Origin of the sequence: Algoriphagus aquimarinus (assembly GCF_007997215.1) — a bacterium.
Taxonomy (GTDB): domain Bacteria; phylum Bacteroidota; class Bacteroidia; order Cytophagales; family Cyclobacteriaceae; genus Algoriphagus; species Algoriphagus aquimarinus_A.
Window position 1 is genome coordinate 609,266 of the sequence record NZ_VORW01000002.1, and the last position, 24,663, is coordinate 633,928.

Sequence of the window (24,663 nt, forward strand, 5' to 3'; positions counted from 1 at the left end):
CACACCTCGAAATTCTCGAGACCATAATAAGCGATTTTTATTGACAGTTATAAATTAATTGGAATGGGTTACGATTATTCAAGTCTTCATGAAATTGATGATTCTACGGAGTATACGAGAAGCTATGATATTAGGCACATAGCAGAAATTAAGCATATAGGCTTGGGTACATACAGGGTTTTAAAGGATTTAGATAATTACATCCTTGACAAAAAGATCGAAGCTCAATTTTCGAAATGGGACGAGCAATGGAATAAAATAGAGCTTCGTAATAAAGCTAATTCTGAAAAGGAGAATAATTTGAGTGTTGCTGAGGAAAAGAGTTTGGAGGCTAAAGCTCTGCAAGATGCTGTTGCAAACATTCTTCATCATACACTGGATATAGATGATACTGTAGACTGGGAAAGCCTAAAGGATTTCAGGAAATTCAAAACGCCAAATCCATTGATTGAGTTGCCCAACGAATTGAAAAGGCTAAAGGAACCAAGCTCTCCCATTTTTAGAGAGAAAAGTACCCAACCTAAAAGCTCTTATTTTGATCCGAAGCTCACTTTTATTGATAAAATCATCCCTGCTTTCCGCTTAAAGAAGGAAAGTAAAGCTAATGAGGAATTTAACAGAGCATTTGCATCTTGGGAGAAGAGTGTGAAAGAAACAGAAGCTTATAATAATTCCTTACAATCAGAATACGAAAGAAAACTATTAGCTTTTGAAGAGGGAAAAGATAATGTTAGAGCCCAATTCAAAGAATTGGAAAAAGAATGGATGTTGCAGCAGGAGGAGTTCTATAATCAACAGAAAGAGCATAATGGGCAAATTGAACTTTTAAAAGAAAAATATTTCTTAGGTGATCTACGGTCAGTAATTGAGTACTGTGAGATGGTACTGAATAACTCTGAATATCCTGATAATTTTCCGAAGGATTTTGATATCGATTACAACCCCGAAACAAAAATTCTGCTGGTGGAATATGTTTTACCATCTCCATCACAAATACCAACATTGCTGGATGTAAAATATATTGCTACAAGAAAGGAGTTAAAGGAATCTCATCTTTCAGAAGCTCAAGTTGCCCGGATTTATGACGAGTCAATTTACAAAATTACCTTGAGAACAATTCATGAACTTTTTGAAGCGGATCAGACCAATGCTCTGGATGCGATAATATTTAATGGTTGGGTTGAAGCAATTAATAAAGCCACAGGAAAATTAGTCAATAATTGCATTGTTTCTATTCAAGCAGGGAAAACAGAATTTATTGAAATAAATCTAGCGCATGTCGATCCCAAAACGTGCTTTAAGAACCTTAAAGGAATAGGAAGTAGTAAATTAAGCGGAATAGTAGCAGTTCAGCCCATCGCTCAAATCAATAAGGATGATAGGAGGTTTGTTTCTTCTTATGATGTCGCAGATAGAATCAACGAAGGAGATAACTTAGCTTCGATGGATTGGGAAGATTTTGAACACCTACTGAGGGAGATATTTGGAAAAGAATTTAATTCAAATGGTGGGGAAGTTAAGGTAACTCAAGCAAGCCGAGATGGGGGAGTAGATGCAATTGCTTTTGATCCTGATCCTATTAGAGGTGGTAAAATTGTGATCCAAGCTAAAAGGTACACCAATACAGTGGGGGTCTCGGCGGTAAGGGACTTGTATGGAACTGTATTAAATGAAGGGGCCACCAAAGGAATTTTGGTTACAACCGCTGATTATGGTCCAGATGCCTATGAATTTGCTTCAAATAAACCCATCACTCTTATGAATGGATCGAACCTACTTTATTTGCTTGAAAAGCATGGGCACAAAGCTAGAATTGATTTAGCTGAAGCAAAAAGAATTCAGAAAGGGATTTAATATAAGTAGGATTCACTAAAAAATAATTCATTCAACTCACGAGCAAATAGCAAATTGGTATGGATATCAGGGTAGGCCAAGGCGTCAGGAAATGATTCACAAATCATTTTAGCCTTGGGCGAGGCTGCAGGGCGGTCAAATCCCACCCAGTCACCACAAACGATCTGACTACACCGAGAGGGGGACCTATTATGAAATGATCGCGACATAATTAAGTTTAGTTTTTCGCGAAGTTTACGATCAGAGTTATTTCAAAAGTTTTTCGCGACAAAAGTTATGTCGCGATGTCGCAAAAAAGTAAAGATAAAATTGCTTCCATTTATTAGGTACAACTTTTAGAAAATTAAATATACTAACATGTTAAATTGGCTATTTGGGAAAAAACCTTCAGGACAAAGCAAAACAGGCATTTATAAGGTGGATAATCGAGCTTTAGTCGAACTGGAGGAAAGTCCTGGGAATGGATCTGTTAATTCTATTATTGAATATTTAGGATTTGATACAAGTCAAGTTCATACGGTTTTCACTTTTGACTCACCATTGATTGAGATTATAGGTTTTAAAGTTTTTACCGAAAAACCGGTTTTTGCTGTAGCAAAGAATAAAGCAAGGAGAGTTGATTTAGGAAGCTTGAATAAGGAGATTAAAGGTATTGATTGGAGATACGAATATTCCAGTCACACAGTTGAGGATACTTTAACTGAAGGTATTGAGAGAGAATCATTCTCAATTGACTTTTTAAGCTCAGTGCTTTTACTTAAGCATGAAGGGGACGATCTTTATCAAGCTCCGAAAATTGGGCTTTATTTAAAGTTTGAAAATGGGTTATTAAAAAGCTTTACCTCGTCTGATTGGTCAAACTCTGCATCCAAATGGTTGAAAGATTTCAATAGTGACATGTTTGAAGATATGCTATCCGAGGCAATGCAATACCATAGAAATGAGATCGAAGCCATGGAAGAAGTAAATTTGCAATGTGAATCACTAAGAGGGATCCCGCAGGCTATTCAAAATGAGTTCATATACCTTCATGAAAAAGTCAACGGTAACATCAATTTTTTCAATCTGTTGGCAGCACACTATAATCTACTTGATGGTGAAAGGATAAAAATAGATGATTTCAAAACTGTCAATAAGGGCAGATTTGTGGCTATTGAAGAAAATATAGTTAAAGTCGATCAGTTTGCCTTTCGGTTTGACACAGATGGGTTTCTTTTGGATGCTAAAACCAACTAACTCATGGATAAGATTGACAAACATATTAGGGGAATTACAAATCCCACGCAGTAACCATGACGAATTGACTACACCTAGACTAGGGAGCTGATTAGGACTAGAGAATATGGTATGGCGAATTTTGAGACAGATATAGCCGCCTTATTTGTTGAATTATATAGAGAGCTTTCATCTTAATAAGAAGTAAGGGCTACCTTTGCAGAGATTATGATGTATTACAGAAGGAAAATAGTAATGGCGATTTTGGAAGCCTTTGGAGGTGAGCTAGAAAAACTTCAGCTTCAAAAGTTACTCATGCTTTTTACTACCTACCAACAGGAAAAGAGTTTTCATTTTGTTCCCTATAAGTTTGGCTGTTTCTCATTTCAGGCAAATGCGGACCTCTCTACAATGAAGAAGTATGAGCAGGTTACCGAAGGAGAGAAAACATGGAGAAAACTAGATCAAACGTCTTATTGGCAAGTTCTAAAGCCGGAGGATAGATTAGCAGTTACCAAACTGAAAACGAAATTTGAGGGAAAGACTTCCAGAGAACTTATTCGCTATACCTACGTCAATTTCCCCTATTATGCCATTAATAGTACGGTAGCAGAGCGATATCTGAATACAGCGGAAATGGAAATAGTTAACGCTAAGAAGCCTCTATCAGCCAAAAAGGTGCTTTATACCATCGGATATGAAGGAATTAGTTTGGAAGAATACATAAACAAACTTCTGGCTGTTGATGTCAAGGTACTTTGTGATGTGAGAAAGAATTCCTTAAGCATGAAGTACGGCTTTAACAAATCCCAATTACAAATGGCTTGTGATGGTGTTGGGATACGGTTTTTACATATTCCTGACGTTGGAATAGTTGCTGACAAAAGAAAGGAACTAAATACCCAGAAGGATTACGATATACTTTTTGAAGACTATAAAAAGACAGTCTTACCTGAGACGATATCGCGACAGGAAGAAATACTGGAATTGATTAAAACCCATGACAGGGTTGCTATCACCTGCTTTGAGGCAAATATTTGCCAGTGCCATCGCAAGCATTTGGCAGAGGCAATTTGTGAGCTTCCCTCCTTTGATTATGAACTGATACACTTGTAAGCTATGCCCAGAGAGAAAATCCTTTTGACTGTCACCACTTATCCTTTGCCTTCAAGAAGCTATGATGAATTGGTTTGTACTGCAGGGATGAGAGAGGATGGCACTTGGATCAGAATTTACCCTATGCCACTCAGTTATCTCAAAGGAATGAAATCTACGGGCAAAGTTAAATCCAGAAAATATACATGGATAGAGTTGGATCTGGTAAAACGAACTGATGATTTTCGTCCGGAAAGTTATTCTCCTAAGGATTATGAGTTTAAAGATATTGTAATAGGAGATACAATAGACACCAAAAACAACTGGAAAGTCAGGAAATCTATTTGTCTTCAAAATGTATATACCAATCTTACTAAGCTTATAGAAGATTCAAAAGCCCCTAAGAATGTTTCTTTGGCAACTTTTAAACCTACAAAGATCAATCGCTTGATCATTCAGAAGGATGAGGCTGATTGGAAACCTGTATGGAAAGCCCTTCAAAAGCAAATGGATATGTTTAATGAACCCAAAGCAGAAGCAAAAGAAGCATTTCCGAAAGTTCCTTGGAAATTCAAGTATGAATTTGAAGATGATGAAGGTAAAGTCTCCAAGCTTATGATAGAGGATTGGGAAATTGGGCAGCTGTACTGGAATTGTCTCGAAGGTGCTAAAGGAGATCCACAAATCGCTTTGGAAAAAGTGCGGCAGCAATACGAAAAGAATTTTTTGGAGAATAAAGATCTTTATTTTTTTCTCGGTACTACCAAAGAATGGCATACCCGCAGAGCAAATAATCCATTTGTTATAATTGGAGTATTTTATCCTATGTTACCACCCAAGCCTGATCCTACCCCATTGTTTGGCTAGCATGTCATCTGTCCTTATTGGGAACACAAATATTTAATTTCAGCAGGATTGTTCACTTTCTACTAAAGTGCCTGTCCCGATAGCGAAGCGTATCGGGAAGAGGGATGGGGTGAGGTAGACTTAGCCAATTGCAAATTGATAATGATATAAGGGTGGAATTACAAATCCCACCCAGTCAAAATGACGATTTAACTACTCCCAGGTGGGGTAAGTAAAATCTAAAAGAGCTTATACCTTAACCCAATCACCCCGCCGATAGCTTTGCCGATGCCTGGTAAAGAACAGGGGGAATGGGGTCGTTAATTTCCGAGTTAATACTCATAGGCTTCGAACCATAATGATCCTGAAGATTTCCTTCCCCTATAAACACTACATAATTTATAGGAATGCGGCTATAGCCCATTCCTATGTGGAATGAATACTTGGGCTAAAGCCGGAAAAAGATGGCCGAATTTTTTTTCCCTCCATCTGAAGATGGAGGGAATTGATTGGGCACTGCTCCGATTTTAGTTTGGCATTGCTATCAATAGGAATGTGGCTTCAGCCCATTCCTAATTGTAGATAACATTCCCAAACGGGGCTTTAGCCGAACCCTTTAAAAATAAATTTTTCCAGTCTGGTGTTTAAAAGAATTCAACAGCAATTCCCCAGCGGTCAATTCCCCGCTTTCATCTTCTAGCATTACATGGATGTTCAAAGTTTGGAGGGGTGCCTTGGCATTTTCCTCTTCCAGAATATGGACTATTTTTCCGGACACATTCGAACCTGTTTTAGTAAGTGCAGTGGCATGATGCCCTATTAGCTCTGAAGTATTCCAGTTTACAATTTCCAAGTCCTCCAGATTCACTTTACTGATAGGAGGAAAGGAAAATCCTGTACCCAAGGCTAGAATATCTGCCCGAGTTTTGTAGATATCATTTGACTCAAATACCTCGAGAAGTAAATACAACTGCTTTGGATCTTCGTCATGGTATGGTGTATGAAACTTGACCAAATGACCACGTCTCGGAGTATTAGGATTTTCAACAGATGGCTTCATACTGTTGGGATTTAATACATTCAGCAATGCTAGGTCTTAGATCATCTATAAGCTGGAATTTTTCATTGGTAAGTAAGCCGCCTTTAAATTCATGGAAGGGCAGGTCTACAGTTTTCAAAAAGTGAAGAATTCGCTCTATAGCTGCTACTGAATAGGTCGCGGAAGTTCTGGTTAGAGATAACCTGCTGTACAGATAGCCTTGATTAGCATCATCATGATTTACAGCTACATCTTCAAAATATCTTTGGATTATATCCTTTTGATCTTCTGTCCCCATACAGATCCACACTTCCAATGTCAAAGGGATAAATTTGCTGCAATTATCATTTATCCATTCCATAAGTGTCAAAGCCGATTCAACACTTTCTTTTGAACTTTTAAACCATTCCGGCCATTCGAGGCTTTCAAAATCATATCGGCCAAGAATCCCCTTAAGTTGGCTTAAGCTTAAGTAATAAGGCTTTTCAGGATTGTCGTATTCGTGTTTCATGATAGAAACCAAGAATTCTCCATTATGTCCAAGGAATTCCAGGTATTCGTTGTCCTGATCTATTTCGCTAATGAGCCAATTTTCAGGAAGGGGATGAGGTAGATAGTCTAGGAACATAAGATTTTGTTATTTTTAGTACCAAATGAAGCTATCTTAAGATAAGAAATAATTCACAAAATGTTTACTATAGTAAACAAAATATATGGGTATTAAACAGACTTTTGGGCAGAAAGTGAATGCCTTAAGAAAAGGTAAAGGCCTATCGCAGGAGGACTTATCAGAAAAGTCCGGGATCAATCGTCCCTACATCTCGGCCATAGAGCAGGGGAAGCGAAATGTCTCGCTCGAGGTAATGGAGAAGCTCGCTGAAGCATTGGAAATTCACATTAAAGTACTCTTTGAAGAATAAACCCTACATAAGACCCAAAATAGCAATCCCCCAATTCTGCGAGGAGAATGGCTTTTACACCACCAAAGGCAGGTCTTTCAATATGTCCCAAATCAAAGGAAAGGACACCAAACCGGAAAAACTCCTGAAGAAAGCCTTATGGCAAGCAGGAGTGAGGCATAAAACTCAAAAGAAGCCTCTATTTGGGAAACCTGATGTCAGCCTCAAAAAATACAAACTGGTCATCTTTGTAGACGGGATCTTTTGACATGGATACAACTGGGAGGATAGGAAAGAAGCCATCAAATCCAACAGGGAATTCTGGATCGCCAAGATCGAACAGAATAGAATCAGAATGAGGCAAAGCCAATCGCTTTTCAATAATTACCTCTCTCATCTATTGATATATAATCCCATTTATGGAAAAACTTTAAAATTAATATCTTCGAATAAGATTAAAAATTAGTTATAGGATTAGTAAGCATATGTATCTTTCGGGAGCCAAATAAATGAGGACTTAGATCTCATAACAGAGGGTTTATAGCTTACAAGTAATGAATATGAAGAATTTTAGAAAGGTTGTCCTACTACTAATCCTATTATTTGCCTCAATTCAAGCCCGTTCTCAAGTGTGGGACTCGGGAATCAAAGCAACAGGTGATAATCAATTCCCATATGAACCCTCAGTTGAGATTAATGTTGATTATTACGGAAACAGAGTGATAGCAGGTCACTTTCAACGGAGCTTTTCGCTTGGGCCACATTCAATAATTACAGAGGATGACTATTATTCTGACATTTTTCTAAGTAGGATAAATAAAAATGGAGAAGTTGAATGGCTTAAACACATAGAAGGAGGTAATTCATACGCTGACGATATTGGAGTGACTGTTGACGAAGATTCAAATATTTACCTCACAGGAAGTGAAGGAAACATTTTCGTCTCTAAATATGATTCTCTGGGTAATCTTGTATGGCACCAGGATTTTGAGAAGGAACACGCTGGATATGGAGCATCAATTGCAACTGATCAATTTGATAATGTATATGTAATAGGAGAGAATGGTTGGGAATTTTTTATGGCAAAACTGGACTTTGAGGGTAATCCTATTTGGAAAAAGGATTTTTGGTATAATTCCTCTGCTGCGGTAAACTTAAGTGATATGGCGGTTGACGCTCTGGGTAATATTTATTTTAGTGGAGTTTTTGGAATTAAAGTCCTGAAAGTGGATGATGTTGAATTAGTTCATGATGTAACCGGGGGAAATGATACATTTTTCGGTAAAGTTGATTCGCAAGGAAATGTGTTGTGGATCAAGTCCTCTACCGGACGAACTAACAGTGAACCACAGATCGCGTTAACTGCAGATAATCATATTTACCTAAGTGGTGCGCTATTTACTGGGTTATCTTTTGAGGATATTTTTATTGAGGGCATTTGCTGTCAGAATCCAAAACCTTATATCGCAAAATATACCACAGAAGGTGAACTAGTTTGGGCTAAGGAAGGCTTTACTACCTATTCCGAAACAGGGGCAACGTGCGACATAAAGAGCGATTATGATGGGAATCTTTACCTTACTGGAACCTATTTTACATGCTATGGCTGTACAGAAACTGACTTTTATCTGGAAAAATATAATAAAGAAGGTGATCATTTATGGAGAGTAGAAATGAACATGGGTAGTTCAGATTATTCCCATTCAATAGATATTGACAATAACGGATTTCTATATAACATTGGCTACAACTATTCTGCTGATTTCATTGATCCGGAAAACTATGTTGAGTTAAGAACAATTGGTTTAGGTAAGCTATCAACCGGATCTACAACCAGGAAAAGAACTCCTCGGCCCAGAAGTGAGAGATTTGTACAGGTGTGTGATATAAATGAGACAATTAACCTGGAGGCAAAAGGCGAAAATATCAAGTGGTATAGCGATCCTTCTATTACTAATGAAATTGAACAAGGTAATACTTATAGTCCGAGTACAATTTCTGATACCTTATATGTAACTCAGACACTCAACCAAATTGAAAGTTGGCCAAAACAAGTGATCATTTATGTTTCCGAAATTCCTGACTCAAAAATAATGGTTGAAAATGATACCCTAAGGGCGCCAAAAGGTATTAATTATCAATACCAGTGGCTGTATGAAAACGATACTATACTTAATGCAACTGAGAGTTTTGTCTCATTAGACAGTACACAGAATTATTCTGAATTTAGCGTTATTGTTACAGATATAAACTGTAGCAGAATATTGGATCAAGTTGATCTTATAACTTCAATTGATACGTCAGAAGAAGATCATGGCTTCTCAATCTACCCAAATCCCACCACTGGAATTCTTAATTTAAATTATTTGGATAGAAATGCAGACCTCATGGTATCTGTTATAAATGTTTCAGGAAAGGAAGTTTTTTATGGTAAAATAGCGCCATTTGATCCCCCCTATCTGAACTTAGAACTTTACCCAAATGGGATCTATTTGGTTAGAATTTTTGATGGAATGAAAATCCATACAGTCAAGGTTTTAAAACATTAACTATCCACAGTTCCATAGCTAGCCAGCGAAGGCTATCAGCCAGGGTTGAAAATGATATGGATCTCAAAATCATCCTTAAAATTGCTCTGATTAGTAAAACCATACCTCTTCAAATATGATCAAAAGCTAAAGGACAACTACACCGCCGTTCGTGTCATCACCAGCGGTATTACTAACCATTTCTCATTTCCATTCCCCGGAACGCCCTCTCGTTTCCAAAAGAACTGCCTGCTCCGAGGACATGGCTTATGTAATAATTCCGCACCTCGGGTTGAAAACCGAGGCTCTATTGTCCGAGGCTGTCTAAAATAGGCTTGAAGTTGTCAGCCTGAGTCTTAAATATTCTACGAACATACAAAAAGGAAATGACCGTAATTTGGTTTGCAACCATAATCAGGGTCACCTTGAGCGAAGTCGAAAGGTTCTCGACTCCGCTCGAACTGACCAGCTTTCGTTGTCCTCAAATCAATCTGTCATTGGTAGCGGAGTCGAAGGCCATTTGCAGCAATTATAGCCGCATGTCGAATTCGATAGATGTGACAAACAGCTCTTTTGAGACAGCATCTTTTAATGATGGACTAACCTATTATCCTCAAATACGATCAAAAGCTATAGGACAACCAGAACTCTCCATTTTATTAACTTCTTGAGTCAAAGACCCTACATAAAACCCAAAATAGCGATCCCACAGTTCTGCGAGGAGAATGGCTTCTACACCACCAAAGCTCGATCCTACAATATGTCGCAAATTAGGTCAAAGAATACCAAACCTGAAAAGCTTCTAAAGAAAGCCTTATGGCAAGCAGGGGTGAGGTATAAAACTCCAAAGAAGCCATTATTTGGGAAACCGGACATCAGCCTGAAAAAACACAAACTTGTCATCTTTGTAGACGGCACCTTCTGGCATGGCTACAACTGGGAAGAGAGAAAAAACACCATCAAATCCAACCGTGAATTCTGGATAGCGAAGATCGAACGCAATATGCAGCGGGATCTGGAAGTCAATGACTACTATCAATCAAAAGGCTGGACTATAATGAAGTTTTGGGATTTTGAGGTGAAAGGGGAGTTGGGAAAGGTTTTATATCAAATCTTAACAGCTACTTCTAATATTTAACCCCAAACTTCTTCAATTTTTTAATTGAAATATCAACTATTTCCAACCGTTTTAAATCAATATTTTCCTCTCTCTTAATTTTCTGGAAAACTGTTTTTATTACACTTAATTCATTAAATCCTAAAGTTTGAGTTTGCTCTCCCAGATCAATAATTCTTTTCCAGTCATCATTACTCAATCTTTTTAGTCTATTGTATAATGCAACAGGGTCTATAATTTCTTTGTCATTTAGTTTACTAAGAGCTATAACTTTTTCAAAATCTATTTTTTTCATTGTCAAAAAGTCTACTATATCAGATCCCTTTTTTATAAGTTGATCAGTCATAGTACCTGATTCTCTTAATATCTTTTTTATCATCGAAACATTACTGTGCTGATAATTTGACAAGACATCAGTATTTAAATTATATAAGGATAAACCATCCCAAAACCGAATCCCGAGTGAAGTAATCTTCTGCAGTTTATTGTACTTTTCAGCTTCTTCTATGTCCGAATGATCTGATTCATACCGGATTTTAAATGCGCTATCACTTATTAAGTATTTATTATTTCCATGTTCATAGGATAAACCTTCTTTTCAGTTAAGCTCATCCAGGTTTTTTCAGATTTTGCTGCTTCACTTATCAAGGCAACATTTAGACTATTTAAAAAGTCATACACATACTTCATCCCTTTTTTTAGTTCTAATTGGAGCTCATCAGGTATTGTCTGTGTTTCCCATATTTTTTCAAGATTTAGAAGATTGCCTGTTAGGAAATGTAAATAAGATAAAGAATAGGCTACAGTCTGAGATTTAATGTTAGTATCCCCAATTGGATTTTGATTTTTCCTACCAAATAATTTATCCGTGACTTGAAATAGAATAGCATTTGCTACAATATCCTGCCAGTAAACACGACCTGGTTTTTTCTTTTTGTGTTTTTTTTCAATCTCTTTGAGAAACTGATTGTAATTTTTCTGAGCACCTTTAGCGACATGGAAAGGTTGTAGCCCATAGATATTCAAGTATTTAGCAATCTCTGATTTTACGATTACTTGATTACGAGGATATTTGAGTTTAAATGCATCCTGTTTTCCTTTTGTAGGTTCCTTATTCAGTGCTTCTCTATATTGCCCCTTAACACGTTCAAGAAACCAAATAGTCTGTTTATTACTATCATCGGGATCAATGGCGAATGTGGTTCTAGATAACTCTTCAAGTCTCTGAAGAAATGGGTTGTTGGAGGTTAGGTCGAGCTCGGAAACAGGGTTCTGAGAATTTGCATACCGGGAAATGAAAGGTACGGTTTCGTTCTTTTTATCTTCATCCTTAATTACCGTTAACTTCATCTGAACAAAGACCTGTGATAAGTCAGATTTGTATTTTTTTTCCGTATGAAATAGAGAAGCTGTTGTCTGACCTCCATTCACAATCTGAAAATCTTTTACTCCGGTAATTACGAACTGGCCATCTTCTTGTATTTCGGTCTTTACTTCTTGGGCTGTAGTTGCTATCCCGTTATTATAAGGCAAAAACATATAGGGTTCCTGCCTGATTGTTTCTCTAATCCCTTTATTGATTTTACCGTTTTGTTGAAGAAATGCTCTCACATTGCTTTCCAATAGCCTCGTGCCGTAATTTTTGTAGAGAGTAGAAAGTACTGTGCCTGGCATGATTGCGAGATAGCATTCATATAAGCTATTTTCAGAAGGCATTGCCAAGCAAGGAATGGAAATACCTAATGTTTTTCTGAAATCAATTTCTATTGGTTCGCGATTGTATTTAGACTGGGATAGTCTGTGAAGCCTCTCTGCATCCCAAACATGAAAGTTAAAGGTTAAATCTTCAAGGCCTTTTACACTAAAATTAGTGGGAGGATCATGCGGGATATTTCCATTTGAAAGAATAAAAACATTAACACGAATAATTTCTTTATGGTTATCTCTGATGAGCGAAGCAAGGCCATATGCCTCAGTTGAAGGTTCAATATCCTGTAGATGGCCTTTAAATGCGGCATTAAGGAATCCAACTGGCCACTTGATCAGTTTGTCAAATTCTGGTTTACCTAATCTATATAGTTGGTTAGTATCTAAATTGTGTGTAATAAATATGTCCAATGTTTCAAACCCTTCCTCAATTGCATAGCCATTGATTTTGAACTGAATATTCTCTAGCTTATTTTCCTTTAAATACGGGCAAAGTCTAATACTTTCAGTTTCGCCAGCTTCTGAAAGTAATTCCATAATATATTCAGTGAACTTATTTTCTTTTGAAGCACCATCTTCATCAGCATACACAAGTGAATTTACTTCATGATAAAGTTCAAGAAGATATTGTTCTAACTCAAAGTCGGTATGGATTTTTTCTCGTGCTTGAATCATATTATTGCTGTTAGTACATCTTCTTCAGGAATTTCAAATGACTGGCAGGATGATACATCAATCTGATATTTGATATTAAATACTGCGTCACTTTGAAGCTTTTCTTGCTGATGTTTGGTTAGATTGCTATACTTTTTTCCTTTTATGGCTAATGCAAAATCGGGAGAGGAATAGGTTATAGCTTGTATAATTTGCTCCCAGTTTTTTTCTATGTCTTCTTGATTTCTGGGGTCAAAAGTGAGTAAGGGGGTTCTAAATAGAAAGTCCATCTGTTTTTAGCTAGAAAATGCGACTTGTGACCTAGCTAAGTAACTTATGGGGACAAATGACAAGGTTTTGATAAGAACTGGGTCAAACAGCTTGCTGTTTTGGATGAAAGCTAACTTTTAGATACCTCAATAGTAGACAAGAATTTTTGCTGAACTACTCTGAGACGTGAAGTACTGCATTCAAAGCAAGTCCACAGATTCCACATATTTCATTAAGTCCACAGAATCCACAGAATCTATAAATTCCACAATGAGTTTGATCATTCACCTAAGTATGTAAGATTTGGGAACTTAATTTATCGTCCACAGGCGGAATGGAGGAAGTATCAAACAGAGAAATGGATTTCTTCACCCGCTATAAACATCTTCAAATCATGCCAAAGAAAAGATGCATAGTTTATCCTAAAGATGTACAGAACATCACAGGAAGAAGCGAGCGCTACGGACAGTTGCTACTTCAGAAAATCAGGGTTTTCCATAACAAGAAACCTCATCAATATGTCACTATAAAAGAATTTTCAGATTTCTCCGGAATACCACCTGGCGATATCAGCGACTATCTGTACTAGAAAAGGTAGCCTAGGTAATGATAAGACTTAGTGCTGCCCATGCCGCAGTAAATCCCCAGTAAATAATCATTCGGGGTTCCTCCCAGTCTTCTCCCATTTTGCCTCCACCTATTTCCCTTTGGACTGGGAGTAGCTCGGGTATAGGGTAAAAGAAGTGTAGTGATATATACAAAGCGGGAATTACTGCGAATTCACTTGCAAAATATCCATCTAATAATCAGTTGTTCATTTTAAAAATCTAAATAATGGGAATAATACATAGCAGCCTATTGGGGACAATAAACGGATCCATGGGCAATCTGGTGTTTTACCAGTTGAACGGAAAAACAGTGGTCAGACAAAAGCCAGGCCCAAGAAAGAAACCTGCCAGTGAAAGGCAGCTTTACCAGCAAAAGGCTTTCAGTATTGGCCAGTAATTCGTGACTCCGCTTAGGGAAGCATTGAATTTTACGATGAAAAAAAAGGGTTCAAGTTTTGAATCCGGGACCAACAGGACACTGAGTTGGCTTATTAAAAATGCCATTCTCCCTGAGGAAAGCGCTCCGGTGCTTTATCCGGAACGCGTCAAAGTATCCAAAGGATGGCTGGTGGGTCTTGAGCAAGGATTGGCAGTACGGGAAGGTGCGTCTATAAGAATCACATGGCAACCCAATGCCTGGCAGGGTTCAGGAAGAGATGAGGATAGTTTGTTTGTTATTGCTTACGCACCTGGATCAAAGCGAGTGTATACGTTATATAAAGGCAATTATAGAAAAGCAGGTGTTCAGGTGTTGGACCTACCATGGAGTGAACCTGAACTTGGACAGGTGTTTGTATACGTAGCCTTTTACGCCCAGGATGGCTGTGTTCGTGAGTTTTCAGATTCTATTTGTCTTGGCAAGATATGAGAAGGCTGCGTTAAATAAATCAAAATCCTCCTTTTTGCGAAGCTTGCGAACAAAACGCACATTCAATTGATAGCCAATGTGATAAAACTGAATTTTCCTGCATGTTACACTTAAAACCCATATACATATGGCAAAACAAGCAGGAGTAATTACACTAAATGGAAAAGTAGGAAGACTCTCTTTCTACAAAACCAAAGACGGGTATCTGGCCCGTGAAAAAGGAGGGGTGAGCAAGAGCCGCATCATGAACGATGCCCGCTTTGCTCGTACCCGGGAGAACCTTAAGGAGTTTGCCGACAATGCGTCCTCGGCCAAACTATTCCGGGATGCACTTCGTCCAGTGATCGCCAAGATCGGAGACAGTAGACTGAACCTGAGGGTAACCCAGGTGATGATGAAAGTCCTTCAGTCAGATCTGGTCAATAACCGAGGAGAACGTATGGTGAGAGCAGGAGACTGGACTTTGCTGAAGGATATGGAATTGAATGCTGCAAGTTCACTGGGAAGTACGCTCTTTTTGGAGAATACCTACACAGATTCTCCATCGTCATGGGGTGTAAGCATCCCGGCATTTGTTCCCACTGACTTTGTGGCCTTGCCCAAAGGAGCTACCCATATTAGGATTACAGCCACAGGAGTGGGGCTGGATTTCACCACTGGTGCGAGAGCAGTGCAGACCAGTATATCTGGCTTGCTTCCAGTTATAAATCCGTCTCTGGCAATTAGTCTTTCTGTGGATAAGGCATTGTTGCCAGGTACTCATCGCGCCTTTGTGCTAAGTGTGGAATTTGTTCAGATGGTGAATGGCAGTGAGTACTCCATCAACAATGGAGCGCACAATGCTGCCAAGATCACTGGAGTAGAGCAAGTCTAAGATGAGACTGGTACTTCACAGAAAGTACAAAGCAACTCTAACCCTTGGGAGATTATTTCTCGGTCAAAAGCAGATTTGGTTTACCCGGGAGCCTCCCAAGGCTTGCTTTGGAAAAGATATAGCATGTCTGGATGAAGGTGTCTATGAATTAGACCCGATTCATTCCGAGGAAAAAGGCTGGGAGATAGGGATTGGCGAAGGAGGCAAAATCTCCAGCCTCGGTCTGTGTCCTCACAGACCGAAAGGTGAGATAAAGGAAGGTGTGTATCAGCTTGAATCCAATTCCATTTATCCTGTAACCAGCTACCGTGCTGATGGTACTCCTATGTTTACCAAACTCGCATTTCTCAAGCTGATGGAAAGGCTGGAGCGGGAATGGGAGCGGGGAGAAATAGTTGAGTTGCAGATTGTATCAGAACCAGTTCCTTATCTCCTGAAATCATGTCTGCAGCAGAGCTATTGCTGAGTTTGGCGGGAGGAACAATTGTACTCCTCCTTTCTGTCATCGCCTATTTTCTGAAACTTTTGATTCAGGATTCCAGGCAGATGAATACCGAGCTATCCCGAATGAAAGAATCGTTTATCCGACTGGAAGCAGAACAAATACTGATGAAGACTATCCTTCAAAGGAATACCAAGTCCACTTCCCGTAACCGAACTCTCAAATGGGATTGAAATCAGTTTGTTGTACCCGACACCGGACATCCGACATCCGACATCCAACACCGGACATCCAACACCTGTCCGCCGTGGCGTAACAAACAACAAACAACAAACAACTAAAAATGAACATACTAACCGAAATAAAAGACCGGGCATTAGCCCCTACACCGCCGTTTTTCCAGAAAGTGAAAAAGGCCGGATTGATCATCGCAGCTATTGGCACCGCAGTGCTGACAGCACCAGGATTGGTGCCTGCCGTATTGCTAGCCTACGCTGGATATGCCGTGACAGCCGGAACAGTCTTGGTGACGATCTCTCAATTAACCGTCGATGACGGAGCTTTTGAGAAGTTGTTGATGAATTAACTAGAATCAATTGGTAATGTTAAACCGGAGGGGATTCCTCTCCGGTTTTTTTGTTTCCAAGGTTTGATGAAGCTTCATAATTCATTGTTCCACAAAAACGAAAAAGATTAGGAAGACTCAGGAAAGAAAAATTGATTTGTTTGAAGTAGACGAGATCAAATTGAGCTATAGTGCGGAATGAAACACCAAATGCCGAAAATCCTAATAACAGATATAGACAACAGGGACAAGGTATCTATGTTTATTTTTATAAATCAACATTCCTTATAGATAGGAGCCTTCATTCAAGTCATGTTTTTATGTTCTTAGCTATGAATTATGAATTCTTCGAATCAATGATTTTATGCAGAACCCCTATAGCACAGGATAGAAAAAGTGAAATTTTAATAAATATTAAGCATCTCTATACCTAGTACTCTCCTTTTTCTTGGCTCACTTGAAACATTTCTTTTATCACTATTGGAAGCTAAATATAAAAATTTTGAAAACTTACTGGGAAACCCTATGACCTCTACAGAGACTAATAAAATTCTTCTAAATAGAATTTCAGTCAATTCAGACAAAACTGCTTTCTCAGAACTTTTTAAGAGGTACCATTCCAAACTGGTATCATTTGCAACCTGTTTTTTACCTCATTTTGATGAGGCAGAAGATATGGTTTCAGAAGTGTTTATCAGGCTACTTAAAAATCATAAGAATTTAAAAGATATTGAGAATTTTGAAGGATATCTTTATTATGCGGTTAAAAACCAGTGTCTGAACCAACTTAAAAAAAATAAAAGAAAAAATAGTTTGTTCACTCCTCTTGATATACAGGACTGTCGAACCGGAGAATATACACAGCCCCTCGAACAATTGTTGACCTCTGAACTGCGTGAGAAAATTGCAGATTGTGTAAATCGATTGCCTCAAAAGCGAAGATTAGTCTATAAGATGATCAAGGACGATGGTCTAAGTATAAAGAAAACAGCGAACCTATTGGATATTGCAGATAAAACTGTGAAAAAACACTTGGAACTAGCAGTAAGAGAAATTAGAATTGAAATTCAACAGTACCTATCCAATCACAGTGCAGTTGCTAAAGTTATTCCCATATCAGCTAAATTAAGCAACTTAGGAGTGATTGTATTAGGCGCTTGGCATTTTTTGAGATTACCAACTAACACACTTTAATTCCATAAGCTCATACCACTATTACAGGTGGAAATTTTATGGATTAAACATCTGTTTTATTTTATGTATTTGTACTAATCCAATTATTTATTCTGAATAAACGCATGATTAAGAATTAATTTTTTGAAAATTTATCAAAATGCGTTACGCCCTTTTTAGACTTCGATTGTCTATTAAGATGTGAATGTACCGAAAGATCAGATAGATAGAATACTTGCCAAGTGGCTGACTAATACTGCCAGTGAAGATGAACTTGTGATTCTTAAGAATTGGGTTGGTCAAAGCGAGGAGAATTTGGAACTCATTGAAAACATTCAAAAAACATGGAGAGAGGACACTGCTGAACCCATTTTGGTTAACGTTGACGCAAAGGCAAATGAAATTTGGACTAGCGCAATGATGGAACAACCAAAGCAAGCATGGAGGTGGGATTTGTTTTTTCGATATGCTGCTGCAATCCTTTTTTTGGCTGGATCATTATTCTGGGTATTGAGTACTGCTGATTTTGGAGAATCTGAGCAGATTGATACCTTATCAATAGCGCCTACTTTTATTTTAAGAGAAAATATACCTGGGCAAAAAACAAAGGTTTTTTTACCTGATGGCTCAATTGCTTATCTGAACAGTAGTTCCAGTTTAAAATATTTAGAAAATTTTGAGGGCCTTGAAAGAAGGGTTGTTTTAATTGGTGAAGCATATTTTGAAGTTTCCAAGGATGAAAAAAAGCCATTTATAGTGGAAAGCAAAAACATTGAAACGGTTGCACTTGGTACAGCTTTTAATGTAAATACTTTTAATCTCAATGAAATCCGAATCTCCTTAATTGAAGGGAAAGTTGGGATAAACCACACAGAGTCTACTGATAAACTGGCTACGCTTAATCCTGGAAAAGAATTACTTATCAACCCAACTACACAGCAATTTTTAGAGCAATCCTTTGAGATTGAAGATGTGATAGGTTGGAAGCTGGGAAAACTGGTGTTTAATCATGCCAGTTTAGAAGAAGTTTCACGCAGACTAGAAAGGTGGTATGGGGTGAAAATTACCGTAAAAGGTAGCGTTTCCGCTGCTTGGAAAATATCCACAGTGTATGAAAATCAATCATTAAAAAATGTATTAACTGATCTCCAATACTCGAAAAAATTTGCCTATGAGATAAAAGATTCTAATGTGACCATCACATTCTAAAAAACAGAACCAATGGGATTGCGCCCCATTGATTCTGAGACGGTTTAACCCATTGCTTAGACACAATTTGGCTAAACCTATTAAAATACTTGTCAGTACTCTATAACCCAAAATTATGATAAATAAACCTATACTGCTAATTCTGAAAATGACAAAATACACCCTATATGGTTTTTTGTTTCAGATGCTTGTGTTGAATGTAATTCTTGCTCATACAATTAAAGCTCAAAAAATCAATGAAGTTTTTGTGAGCGTTTCCTTTAGCAACGAAAAGCTTATCAATGTCCTCCAAGTGATCGAAAACGACACAGAGTTTAACTTCACTATACATGAAAATGAAAAATATCTAAGGAAAGAGGTATCAGTAAATCGATCAAATATTTCTGTGGAAGATTTACTGATAGAAATTGGAAAACAAACAGGATTGAATTTTCAACAAGTAAACAGGAACATTTCCATGCGGCTGGCCTCCAGTCAAAATAGCTTAGAATATAAAAGCGTTATTGAAACTCAAATTAATATTACTGGCGTAATTAAAGATAACCTCGGGGGACCACTACCCGGAGTGACCATTATTGTAGAAGGGTCTACATCAGGAACTGTATCCGATATAGATGGAAAATATTCTATTTCTGCCTTATCAGAAGATCTTTTAGTCTATTCATTTATTGGCTTTATACAACAAAAGATTGAAGTTGGTAACCAGGTAGAGATTAATGTCACTATGGTTGAAGATGAACAGGCATTGGATGAAGTGGTAGTAATGGGATATGGATCACAGAGAAAAGCCGATATAACATCCGCTGTTTCTGTCATTGACATGGAAGCAATCGGAAATATCCCTACGACAAATGCATCAAGACTCATTCAAGGTCAGGCAGCAGGCGTCCAGGTACAGCAACAATCAGGCACGCCTGGCCAAGACATGAAGATCACAATCCGTGGAATTGGATCCTTAGGTGCTGGAAGCGATCCATTATTTGTTGTAGACGGATTTCCAGTAGGGACATCTATAGGTAACATCGTAAATCCAGCTGATATTGAAAGTATTACAGTGCTTAAAGATGCCGCTTCCACTGCTATCTATGGGGCAAGGGGATCAAATGGGGTTATTTTGATCACAACAAAATCTGCTAAAACTGATGTGGTAGGTTTTCAATTATATCTTAATCAAGGGATTACAAATGTTCCGACTTCTCGACGGACAAAAATGATGAGCGGAAAAGAATTTGCTTATTTTAAAAATGAAAGTTTTGTAGACAAAATCAGATATTTTGAGAATCGTGAACCAAGTATTGAAGAAATCCCTGCAGAATTTAGATATCCAGAGGAGACTACTGTTAACACTGATTGGTTTGAAGAAATTTTAAATCAAAATGCAAGCTTTACGAATGTCAATGGAACGCTTACCGCCGGAAAGGGCGCTCTAAAGACCATCGCATCCCTAGGCTATATTAACCAACAAGGTGCTGTGATAAACACTGATTATAATCGTTTTAATGCGAGAGTAAATGTTGAAGGGCAAATCACTGATTATCTGAAAATAGGTTGGAATATGTCAGCAGCACATATAGAGGAAAATTACGCCCCAACAACAGGACGAGGTGCAGTGATAGGTCGTGCGCTTTGGGCAGACCCAAGATATTCTGTATATAATGAAGATGGAAGTTATAACACCTATATCGGAGGAACCAATGGGGTTTTTGGTACTGCAAACATAGTCCAAGAGCTGAATGAATTATCAAGAACTAGAGTTGGCAACAACATCCTAGGTAACGGGTTTGTTGAATTGTCATTTCTAAAGAATTTTAAATTCAGAAGCTCTGTCAATGCGATCTACAGCGGCAGTGAGCAAAAAGAATTTAGACCATCAACGCTTGCCGGAACTGGCTTTAACCAACCTCCTCCTCGCGTAGCTACGCTATCACAGTCTTCCTATAATACTTATAATATATCTGGTGATCAGCTGTTAAGCTATTCCAATACCTTTGAAAACCATAGGATAGAAGGCCTTATAGGTTTCTCAGCCCAACAAGAAAATACTACGTTCCTTCAGGGGAATGGAAATACATTTCCAAATAATGAAAACAGATATTTAAGCGCCGCAACTGTACAAACAACAAATTCAGGAGAATATGGATGGAGTTTGCTGGCATATTTTATACGGATGAATTATTCCTATAAGGATAAATATCTTGCTTCAGCCTCCTTAAGAAGAGAAGGAAGCTCTAGGTTTGGTGCTAATAATAAATATGGAAATTTCCCCGCACTTTCTATTGGATGGAGGGTTTTTGAAGAAGACTTCTTTCCAAAGACAAAATGGGTATCAGATCTAAAACTACGAGGAAGCTTCGGAGTAACTGGTAACAATGCAATTGGAAATTATTCAAGTTATTCTAACCTACGGATTTCTAATTATGTGCTAGGTGGCGTGCTTGTGAATGGCCAGGTGTTGTCGAATTTCGGTAACAACAATCTAGGATGGGAACAAAGCCAGCAAACTGACATTGGACTAGATTTGGCATTGTTTGATAATCGTTTGGTCGTAACGGCAGAATATTACAACAGATTAACCGACAACATGCTTTTGTCTGTGGAAATGCCATCCGTATCGGGCTTCACTCAGTCACTCGACAATGTTGGTAAAGTGAAAAACAATGGATTTGAGCTTGCGCTCGATTTTAGAACTTCAGTTAAGAAATTAAACTTAAGGAGTAATTTGAACTTCACTGTAAACCGAAATAAAGTACTGGAAATCAGGGGCGAAAATGATGCGATTTGGACAGGAGGATTCTATGACACCTATAATGTCTCGAAAGCAGGAAGACCCATGGGAATGCTATATGGCTTTAAAAAAGTAGGGATATTTAATACTGATGAAGAAATAGCTAACTGGCCAACCCAAGATGGTGCTATACCTGGTACATATAAGTATGAGGACACCAATGGAGATGGAGTGATCTCATACGACACTCAGGACATGGTAGAAATCGGAAATCCGCACCCTAAATTACTAATGGGCTGGACTCTTGGTGGTGATGCTGGCAATTTTGATTTCAATGTGTTGTTTACAGGCGCCTTCAATTATGATGTATTTAGAAATATTGAAGCTACCACAATGAATATGGATGGAGTTTTCAATATTCTACAGTCCGGAGTCAATAGATGGAGATCTCCAGAAAGTCCAGGAGATGGTGTTGGTGCAACTTCCAGCACTTGGAAGTGGGAAAGAGAATCTAATTCTAGGTATGTATATGATGCTTCACACGTATGGCTACGTAATATCACAGTAGGATACACAATTCCCGTCAAAAACCTCAAAAACAATCCCCGCATTTTCCTAAGCGGAGAAAACGTATTTCTATTCAGTAAATACCCTGGTTCGAACCCAGATGTCAATACAAGAGGAGGGGTTAATCTAGGAGTTGACGATGAAGCATATCCCGTTCCGAGAGTTTTCACAATTGGCGCAAGTATCAACTTTTAATATCTAACTCATGAAACTTCTAAAGAAATTCATATTAATACCTATCACGCTCATTTTTGCTTCATCATGCGACGGTTTTTTGGATAAAACAGATCCAACCGTTTTAGTTGCTGATAAGTTTTACAAAAATGAAGCTGAAATCGAACAGGCTGTGAATGGAGTCTATGCACTTCTTCAAGATTACTTTAATAGCCAATGGCAGTTTACTGAATACATTAGTGACAATACCACCTTACAGTTTAACGTAGGAGATCGTGGTCAGGGACCATCATTGGAAGCTTTGGAATATTGGCAATACAATCCTGGGACTCAAAATTTTTCTTCACTGTACAATACGTCTTACTATATAATTGCAAATATAAATACGCTATTATACAATTTAGAGCAGATCGAAATTGACCAAGAAGTAAAGGATCAAGCAATCGGACAGGTAAAGTTTATCAGAGCACAGATGTACTTTGACCTTGTACGCTCCTTCGGAGATGTAGCAATTATTGATATTCCGATCAAGAGTCCTGAAGAAGCTTTCTTAGCAGCTAGAAAACCTGAGACTGAAGTTTATCAGTTTATCCTTACAGATCTTCAAGATGCAGTCCAAAAACTACCCACAAGTTATCCTGAAACTAAAGCAGGAAAAGCTACAAGAGGTGCAGGATTGACTCTTCTTGCTAAAGTATATTTAACACAAAAAAATTATACTGAATGCTTGAGCACCTTGAACAAAATACTTCCACTCGGATATACATTGGTCGATAATTATGCAGACGTATTCGAAACGAACAATAAAAACAACAGTGAATCAATCTGGGAAATCCAATACTTAGGATTAAACACTGGAGGCGTCAACAGTTCATTTATCTATACTTTCGCACCACGCTCATCGAATGGTTCAGTGATTAATTTCCCTGGACAAGATGGTGGTGGATGGAACATACCTACCAATGAAATAATCGCGCTATATGAAACTGGTGATGCAAGAAAGGAAGCCTCTTTGAAAGAGGGGTATTTCAATCAATCTGACGAGTGGGTTCCGGTGCCTTATATTAATAAGTACAACCATGATCATTCAGTTAGAGGAGCCTCTGACGATAACTGGCCAGTATACCGCTATTCGGATGTTCTCTTAATGCTAGCAGAAACCATTAATGAAGTTACTGGGCCATCAAGTGAAGCATTTGAGTACCTAAATATGGTGCGAGAAAGAGCCAAGCTCCCAGCCCTTTCGGGATTGGACAAAAGCGAATTTAGGAAGGCCATATGGAAGGAGAGGAGAATTGAACTAGCCTTTGAAAATCACAGGTGGTTTGACCTGAAAAGAACCCATTCAAACTCAGAGCTTATTGATTTACTAAAAGCTCATGGGCGTTCTGAAATAGCTAAACCCACTACTGACCGTGGGGGAATCCCTTTTTCAAATGGAGATTACCAAATTGAAGAATATCAGTTGCTGTTCCCAATTCCAGCTGATCAAAGAAGAATTAATCCCAACATTCAACAAAACCCTGGGTATTAATTTCTACAAAGGTGTAATGCTAGCTTGAAAATATTAGCAATGAATACCTTTTTGGTAAATAAATAAATTGAGAAGCCGGACTCTCTACTTGCCTGCTATTGGGTAGTGAATTTGTCAGCTTTCATAAGTAATTAATAAAATAAAGTAATGCAAGAATCTGCTTTTTGGCTGTGGCAATTCATGGGGAGACTCCATCCGCTGATTGTCCATTTTCCTATTGCTTTGATTTTAGTGGCGGCATTAATGGAGTTATTTACTTTTGGTAAATTCAACTCTAAGATCAGGCCTGGTATTATCATTTTAGCAGCCGTAGGGGCAGTAAGTGCTTTACTTGCCGCCCCTATGGGTTGGCTGCTGGCAACCAATGAGGGAACAAGTGGAGAGCTTCTCGATCTGCACAAATGGATAGGAATCTTTACCGCAATTTTAAGCGTAGTTATCTTATTTCTTCTTCCTAAAACCCGCCGTAAACCTAATGCTTTACAAATAAAAGTTTTTAGGACGACTCTATTTGTGACTGCTCTTGGTGTTTCACTCACGGGGCATTTTGGCGGATCACTTACGCATGGGGAAGATTTCCTTACGGAAGTTTTACCTAGCAGTATCGATGATGAATTAGAAATTGAAAAAACTCCGATAAACCTTGCCTCTTACGAAACAGAACTTTCCCCTGAGAAAGAAATGAAACTGATCGGGGAAG

26 protein-coding genes are annotated in these 24,663 nt (G+C 38.2%); 20 read left to right on the forward strand and 6 right to left on the reverse strand.

The window, feature by feature from the left end; translation table 11 throughout:
• The first annotated feature begins 63 nt into the window (after positions 1 to 63).
• From ESV85_RS07120 to ESV85_RS07135, 4 genes are all read left to right on the forward strand, one after another.
• The gene (locus ESV85_RS07120) at positions 64 to 1,854 is read left to right on the forward strand and encodes a restriction endonuclease (RefSeq protein WP_146916082.1); all 1,791 of its coding nucleotides are present in this window, start codon (positions 64 to 66) and stop codon (positions 1,852 to 1,854) included.
• Between the two features lie 357 nt (positions 1,855 to 2,211).
• Positions 2,212 to 3,090, forward strand: a complete 879-nt coding sequence (locus ESV85_RS07125; protein ID WP_146916084.1) for a hypothetical protein — start codon at positions 2,212 to 2,214, stop codon at positions 3,088 to 3,090.
• 207 nt (positions 3,091 to 3,297) lie between these two features.
• Entirely contained in the window at positions 3,298 to 4,185 is an 888-nt protein-coding gene (locus ESV85_RS07130) for a DUF488 family protein (protein ID WP_146916086.1), read from the forward strand.
• A gap of 3 nt (positions 4,186 to 4,188) precedes the next feature.
• Complete coding sequence (locus ESV85_RS07135; protein WP_146916087.1) at positions 4,189 to 5,031, forward strand: hypothetical protein; 843 nt, start codon at positions 4,189 to 4,191, stop codon at positions 5,029 to 5,031.
• A gap of 595 nt (positions 5,032 to 5,626) precedes the next feature.
• On the opposite strand, the gene ESV85_RS07140 is transcribed toward ESV85_RS07135, so the two are convergent.
• Together ESV85_RS07140 and ESV85_RS07145 are read right to left on the reverse strand one after the other, a co-directional pair.
• On the reverse strand, positions 5,627 to 6,070 hold the full coding sequence (locus tag ESV85_RS07140; RefSeq protein ID WP_146916089.1) for a hypothetical protein: 444 nt from the start codon (positions 6,068 to 6,070) through the stop codon (positions 5,627 to 5,629).
• Entirely contained in the window at positions 6,054 to 6,677 is a 624-nt protein-coding gene (locus ESV85_RS07145; RefSeq protein ID WP_146916091.1) for a hypothetical protein, read from the reverse strand. The genes ESV85_RS07140 and ESV85_RS07145 overlap by 17 nt, the downstream gene beginning before the upstream one ends.
• Positions 6,678 to 6,762: 85 nt before the next feature.
• On the opposite strand from ESV85_RS07145, the gene ESV85_RS07150 reads away from it, so the two are divergent.
• Both ESV85_RS07150 and ESV85_RS22640 read left to right on the forward strand, forming a co-directional pair.
• A complete protein-coding gene (locus tag ESV85_RS07150) occupies positions 6,763 to 6,969 on the forward strand; it encodes a helix-turn-helix domain-containing protein (RefSeq protein ID WP_146916093.1) in 207 nt (68 codons plus the stop codon).
• Between the two features lie 82 nt (positions 6,970 to 7,051).
• Positions 7,052 to 7,216 carry a very short patch repair endonuclease gene (locus ESV85_RS22640; protein ID WP_262713334.1) on the forward strand — a complete coding sequence of 55 codons (165 nt, stop codon included), beginning with the start codon at positions 7,052 to 7,054 and terminating at the stop codon, positions 7,214 to 7,216.
• Here ESV85_RS22640 and ESV85_RS22495 read toward each other — a convergent pair.
• Positions 7,148 to 7,345, reverse strand: a complete 198-nt coding sequence (locus ESV85_RS22495) for a hypothetical protein (RefSeq protein WP_223275940.1) — start codon at positions 7,343 to 7,345, stop codon at positions 7,148 to 7,150. The two genes, ESV85_RS22640 and ESV85_RS22495, sit on opposite strands and share 69 nt — an antisense overlap.
• Positions 7,346 to 7,502: 157 nt before the next feature.
• Between ESV85_RS22495 and ESV85_RS07160 the strand changes: the two genes are divergently transcribed.
• Positions 7,503 to 9,497, forward strand: a complete 1,995-nt coding sequence (locus ESV85_RS07160; RefSeq protein ID WP_146916094.1) for a T9SS type A sorting domain-containing protein — start codon at positions 7,503 to 7,505, stop codon at positions 9,495 to 9,497.
• A gap of 646 nt (positions 9,498 to 10,143) precedes the next feature.
• Positions 10,144 to 10,614: a very short patch repair endonuclease gene (locus tag ESV85_RS07165; protein ID WP_223275931.1), complete on the forward strand. Its 471-nt coding sequence runs from the start codon at positions 10,144 to 10,146 to the stop codon at positions 10,612 to 10,614.
• Here ESV85_RS07165 and ESV85_RS07170 read toward each other — a convergent pair.
• The 3 genes from ESV85_RS07170 to ESV85_RS07180 all read right to left on the reverse strand — a co-directional run bounded on the left by ESV85_RS07170 (position 10,604) and on the right by ESV85_RS07180 (position 13,244).
• A complete protein-coding gene (locus ESV85_RS07170; RefSeq protein ID WP_146916096.1) occupies positions 10,604 to 10,888 on the reverse strand; it encodes a hypothetical protein in 285 nt (94 codons plus the stop codon). The two genes, ESV85_RS07165 and ESV85_RS07170, sit on opposite strands and share 11 nt — an antisense overlap.
• A gap of 260 nt (positions 10,889 to 11,148) precedes the next feature.
• The gene (locus tag ESV85_RS07175; RefSeq protein WP_146916098.1) at positions 11,149 to 12,975 is read right to left on the reverse strand and encodes an AIPR family protein; all 1,827 of its coding nucleotides are present in this window, start codon (positions 12,973 to 12,975) and stop codon (positions 11,149 to 11,151) included.
• Entirely contained in the window at positions 12,972 to 13,244 is a 273-nt protein-coding gene (locus tag ESV85_RS07180) for a hypothetical protein (RefSeq protein ID WP_146916099.1), read from the reverse strand. Before ESV85_RS07180 ends, ESV85_RS07175 begins: the two co-directional genes overlap by 4 nt.
• A gap of 374 nt (positions 13,245 to 13,618) precedes the next feature.
• Here ESV85_RS07180 and ESV85_RS07185 point away from each other — a divergent pair, with 374 nt between their 5' ends.
• The 12 genes from ESV85_RS07185 to ESV85_RS07235 all read left to right on the forward strand — a co-directional run.
• On the forward strand, positions 13,619 to 13,813 hold the full coding sequence (locus ESV85_RS07185; protein WP_146916101.1) for a hypothetical protein: 195 nt from the start codon (positions 13,619 to 13,621) through the stop codon (positions 13,811 to 13,813).
• A 245-nt stretch (positions 13,814 to 14,058) separates the two neighbouring features.
• On the forward strand, positions 14,059 to 14,229 hold the full coding sequence (locus ESV85_RS22255) for a hypothetical protein (RefSeq protein ID WP_191321963.1): 171 nt from the start codon (positions 14,059 to 14,061) through the stop codon (positions 14,227 to 14,229).
• A gap of 36 nt (positions 14,230 to 14,265) precedes the next feature.
• Positions 14,266 to 14,700, forward strand: coding sequence for a DUF6266 family protein (locus ESV85_RS07190; protein ID WP_146916103.1), 435 nt, complete (start codon positions 14,266 to 14,268; stop codon positions 14,698 to 14,700).
• A gap of 127 nt (positions 14,701 to 14,827) precedes the next feature.
• Complete coding sequence (locus ESV85_RS07195; RefSeq protein WP_146916105.1) at positions 14,828 to 15,574, forward strand: hypothetical protein; 747 nt, start codon at positions 14,828 to 14,830, stop codon at positions 15,572 to 15,574.
• A gap of 1 nt (position 15,575) precedes the next feature.
• The gene (locus tag ESV85_RS07200; protein WP_146916107.1) at positions 15,576 to 16,040 is read left to right on the forward strand and encodes a DUF5675 family protein; all 465 of its coding nucleotides are present in this window, start codon (positions 15,576 to 15,578) and stop codon (positions 16,038 to 16,040) included.
• On the forward strand, positions 16,016 to 16,249 hold the full coding sequence (locus tag ESV85_RS07205; RefSeq protein WP_146916108.1) for a hypothetical protein: 234 nt from the start codon (positions 16,016 to 16,018) through the stop codon (positions 16,247 to 16,249). Before ESV85_RS07200 ends, ESV85_RS07205 begins: the two co-directional genes overlap by 25 nt.
• Positions 16,250 to 16,359: 110 nt before the next feature.
• Positions 16,360 to 16,602: a hypothetical protein gene (locus ESV85_RS07210; RefSeq protein WP_092897962.1), complete on the forward strand. Its 243-nt coding sequence runs from the start codon at positions 16,360 to 16,362 to the stop codon at positions 16,600 to 16,602.
• A gap of 504 nt (positions 16,603 to 17,106) precedes the next feature.
• Positions 17,107 to 17,775 carry an RNA polymerase sigma-70 factor gene (locus ESV85_RS07215; protein WP_146916110.1) on the forward strand — a complete coding sequence of 223 codons (669 nt, stop codon included), beginning with the start codon at positions 17,107 to 17,109 and terminating at the stop codon, positions 17,773 to 17,775.
• Positions 17,776 to 18,069: 294 nt separating this feature from the next.
• A complete protein-coding gene (locus ESV85_RS07220; protein ID WP_146916112.1) occupies positions 18,070 to 18,963 on the forward strand; it encodes a FecR family protein in 894 nt (297 codons plus the stop codon).
• Between the two features lie 148 nt (positions 18,964 to 19,111).
• On the forward strand, positions 19,112 to 22,450 hold the full coding sequence (locus ESV85_RS07225; RefSeq protein WP_223275932.1) for a SusC/RagA family TonB-linked outer membrane protein: 3,339 nt from the start codon (positions 19,112 to 19,114) through the stop codon (positions 22,448 to 22,450).
• A gap of 10 nt (positions 22,451 to 22,460) precedes the next feature.
• The gene (locus ESV85_RS07230) at positions 22,461 to 23,963 is read left to right on the forward strand and encodes a RagB/SusD family nutrient uptake outer membrane protein (RefSeq protein ID WP_146916114.1); all 1,503 of its coding nucleotides are present in this window, start codon (positions 22,461 to 22,463) and stop codon (positions 23,961 to 23,963) included.
• Positions 23,964 to 24,110: 147 nt separating this feature from the next.
• Positions 24,111 to 24,663, forward strand: a 553-nt coding sequence (locus ESV85_RS07235) for a DUF2231 domain-containing protein (protein WP_317130773.1), incomplete at its 3' end; no start/stop codon positions are given.

Bases quoted from the DNA above. Each gene is read 5' to 3' on its own strand.
- ESV85_RS07120 (WP_146916082.1), top strand. From the start codon at position 64: ATGGGTTACGATTATTCAAGTCTTCATGAAATTGATGATTCTACGGAG.
- ESV85_RS07125 (WP_146916084.1), top strand. From the start codon at position 2,212: ATGTTAAATTGGCTATTTGGGAAAAAACCTTCAGGACAAAGCAAAACA.
- ESV85_RS07130 (WP_146916086.1), top strand. From the start codon at position 3,298: ATGATGTATTACAGAAGGAAAATAGTAATGGCGATTTTGGAAGCCTTT.
- ESV85_RS07135 (WP_146916087.1), top strand. From the start codon at position 4,189: ATGCCCAGAGAGAAAATCCTTTTGACTGTCACCACTTATCCTTTGCCT.
- ESV85_RS07140 (WP_146916089.1), bottom strand. From the start codon at position 6,070: ATGAAGCCATCTGTTGAAAATCCTAATACTCCGAGACGTGGTCATTTG.
- ESV85_RS07145 (WP_146916091.1), bottom strand. From the start codon at position 6,677: ATGTTCCTAGACTATCTACCTCATCCCCTTCCTGAAAATTGGCTCATT.
- ESV85_RS07150 (WP_146916093.1), top strand. From the start codon at position 6,763: ATGGGTATTAAACAGACTTTTGGGCAGAAAGTGAATGCCTTAAGAAAA.
- ESV85_RS22640 (WP_262713334.1), top strand. From the start codon at position 7,052: ATGTCCCAAATCAAAGGAAAGGACACCAAACCGGAAAAACTCCTGAAG.
- ESV85_RS22495 (WP_223275940.1), bottom strand. From the start codon at position 7,345: ATGAGAGAGGTAATTATTGAAAAGCGATTGGCTTTGCCTCATTCTGAT.
- ESV85_RS07160 (WP_146916094.1), top strand. From the start codon at position 7,503: ATGAATATGAAGAATTTTAGAAAGGTTGTCCTACTACTAATCCTATTA.
- ESV85_RS07170 (WP_146916096.1), bottom strand. From the start codon at position 10,888: ATGAAAAAAATAGATTTTGAAAAAGTTATAGCTCTTAGTAAACTAAAT.
- ESV85_RS07175 (WP_146916098.1), bottom strand. From the start codon at position 12,975: ATGATTCAAGCACGAGAAAAAATCCATACCGACTTTGAGTTAGAACAA.
- ESV85_RS07180 (WP_146916099.1), bottom strand. From the start codon at position 13,244: ATGGACTTTCTATTTAGAACCCCCTTACTCACTTTTGACCCCAGAAAT.
- ESV85_RS07185 (WP_146916101.1), top strand. From the start codon at position 13,619: ATGCCAAAGAAAAGATGCATAGTTTATCCTAAAGATGTACAGAACATC.
- ESV85_RS22255 (WP_191321963.1), top strand. From the start codon at position 14,059: ATGGGAATAATACATAGCAGCCTATTGGGGACAATAAACGGATCCATG.
- ESV85_RS07190 (WP_146916103.1), top strand. From the start codon at position 14,266: ATGAAAAAAAAGGGTTCAAGTTTTGAATCCGGGACCAACAGGACACTG.
- ESV85_RS07195 (WP_146916105.1), top strand. From the start codon at position 14,828: ATGGCAAAACAAGCAGGAGTAATTACACTAAATGGAAAAGTAGGAAGA.
- ESV85_RS07200 (WP_146916107.1), top strand. From the start codon at position 15,576: ATGAGACTGGTACTTCACAGAAAGTACAAAGCAACTCTAACCCTTGGG.
- ESV85_RS07205 (WP_146916108.1), top strand. From the start codon at position 16,016: ATGTCTGCAGCAGAGCTATTGCTGAGTTTGGCGGGAGGAACAATTGTA.
- ESV85_RS07210 (WP_092897962.1), top strand. From the start codon at position 16,360: ATGAACATACTAACCGAAATAAAAGACCGGGCATTAGCCCCTACACCG.
- ESV85_RS07215 (WP_146916110.1), top strand. From the start codon at position 17,107: ATGACCTCTACAGAGACTAATAAAATTCTTCTAAATAGAATTTCAGTC.
- ESV85_RS07225 (WP_223275932.1), top strand. From the start codon at position 19,112: ATGACAAAATACACCCTATATGGTTTTTTGTTTCAGATGCTTGTGTTG.
- ESV85_RS07230 (WP_146916114.1), top strand. From the start codon at position 22,461: ATGAAACTTCTAAAGAAATTCATATTAATACCTATCACGCTCATTTTT.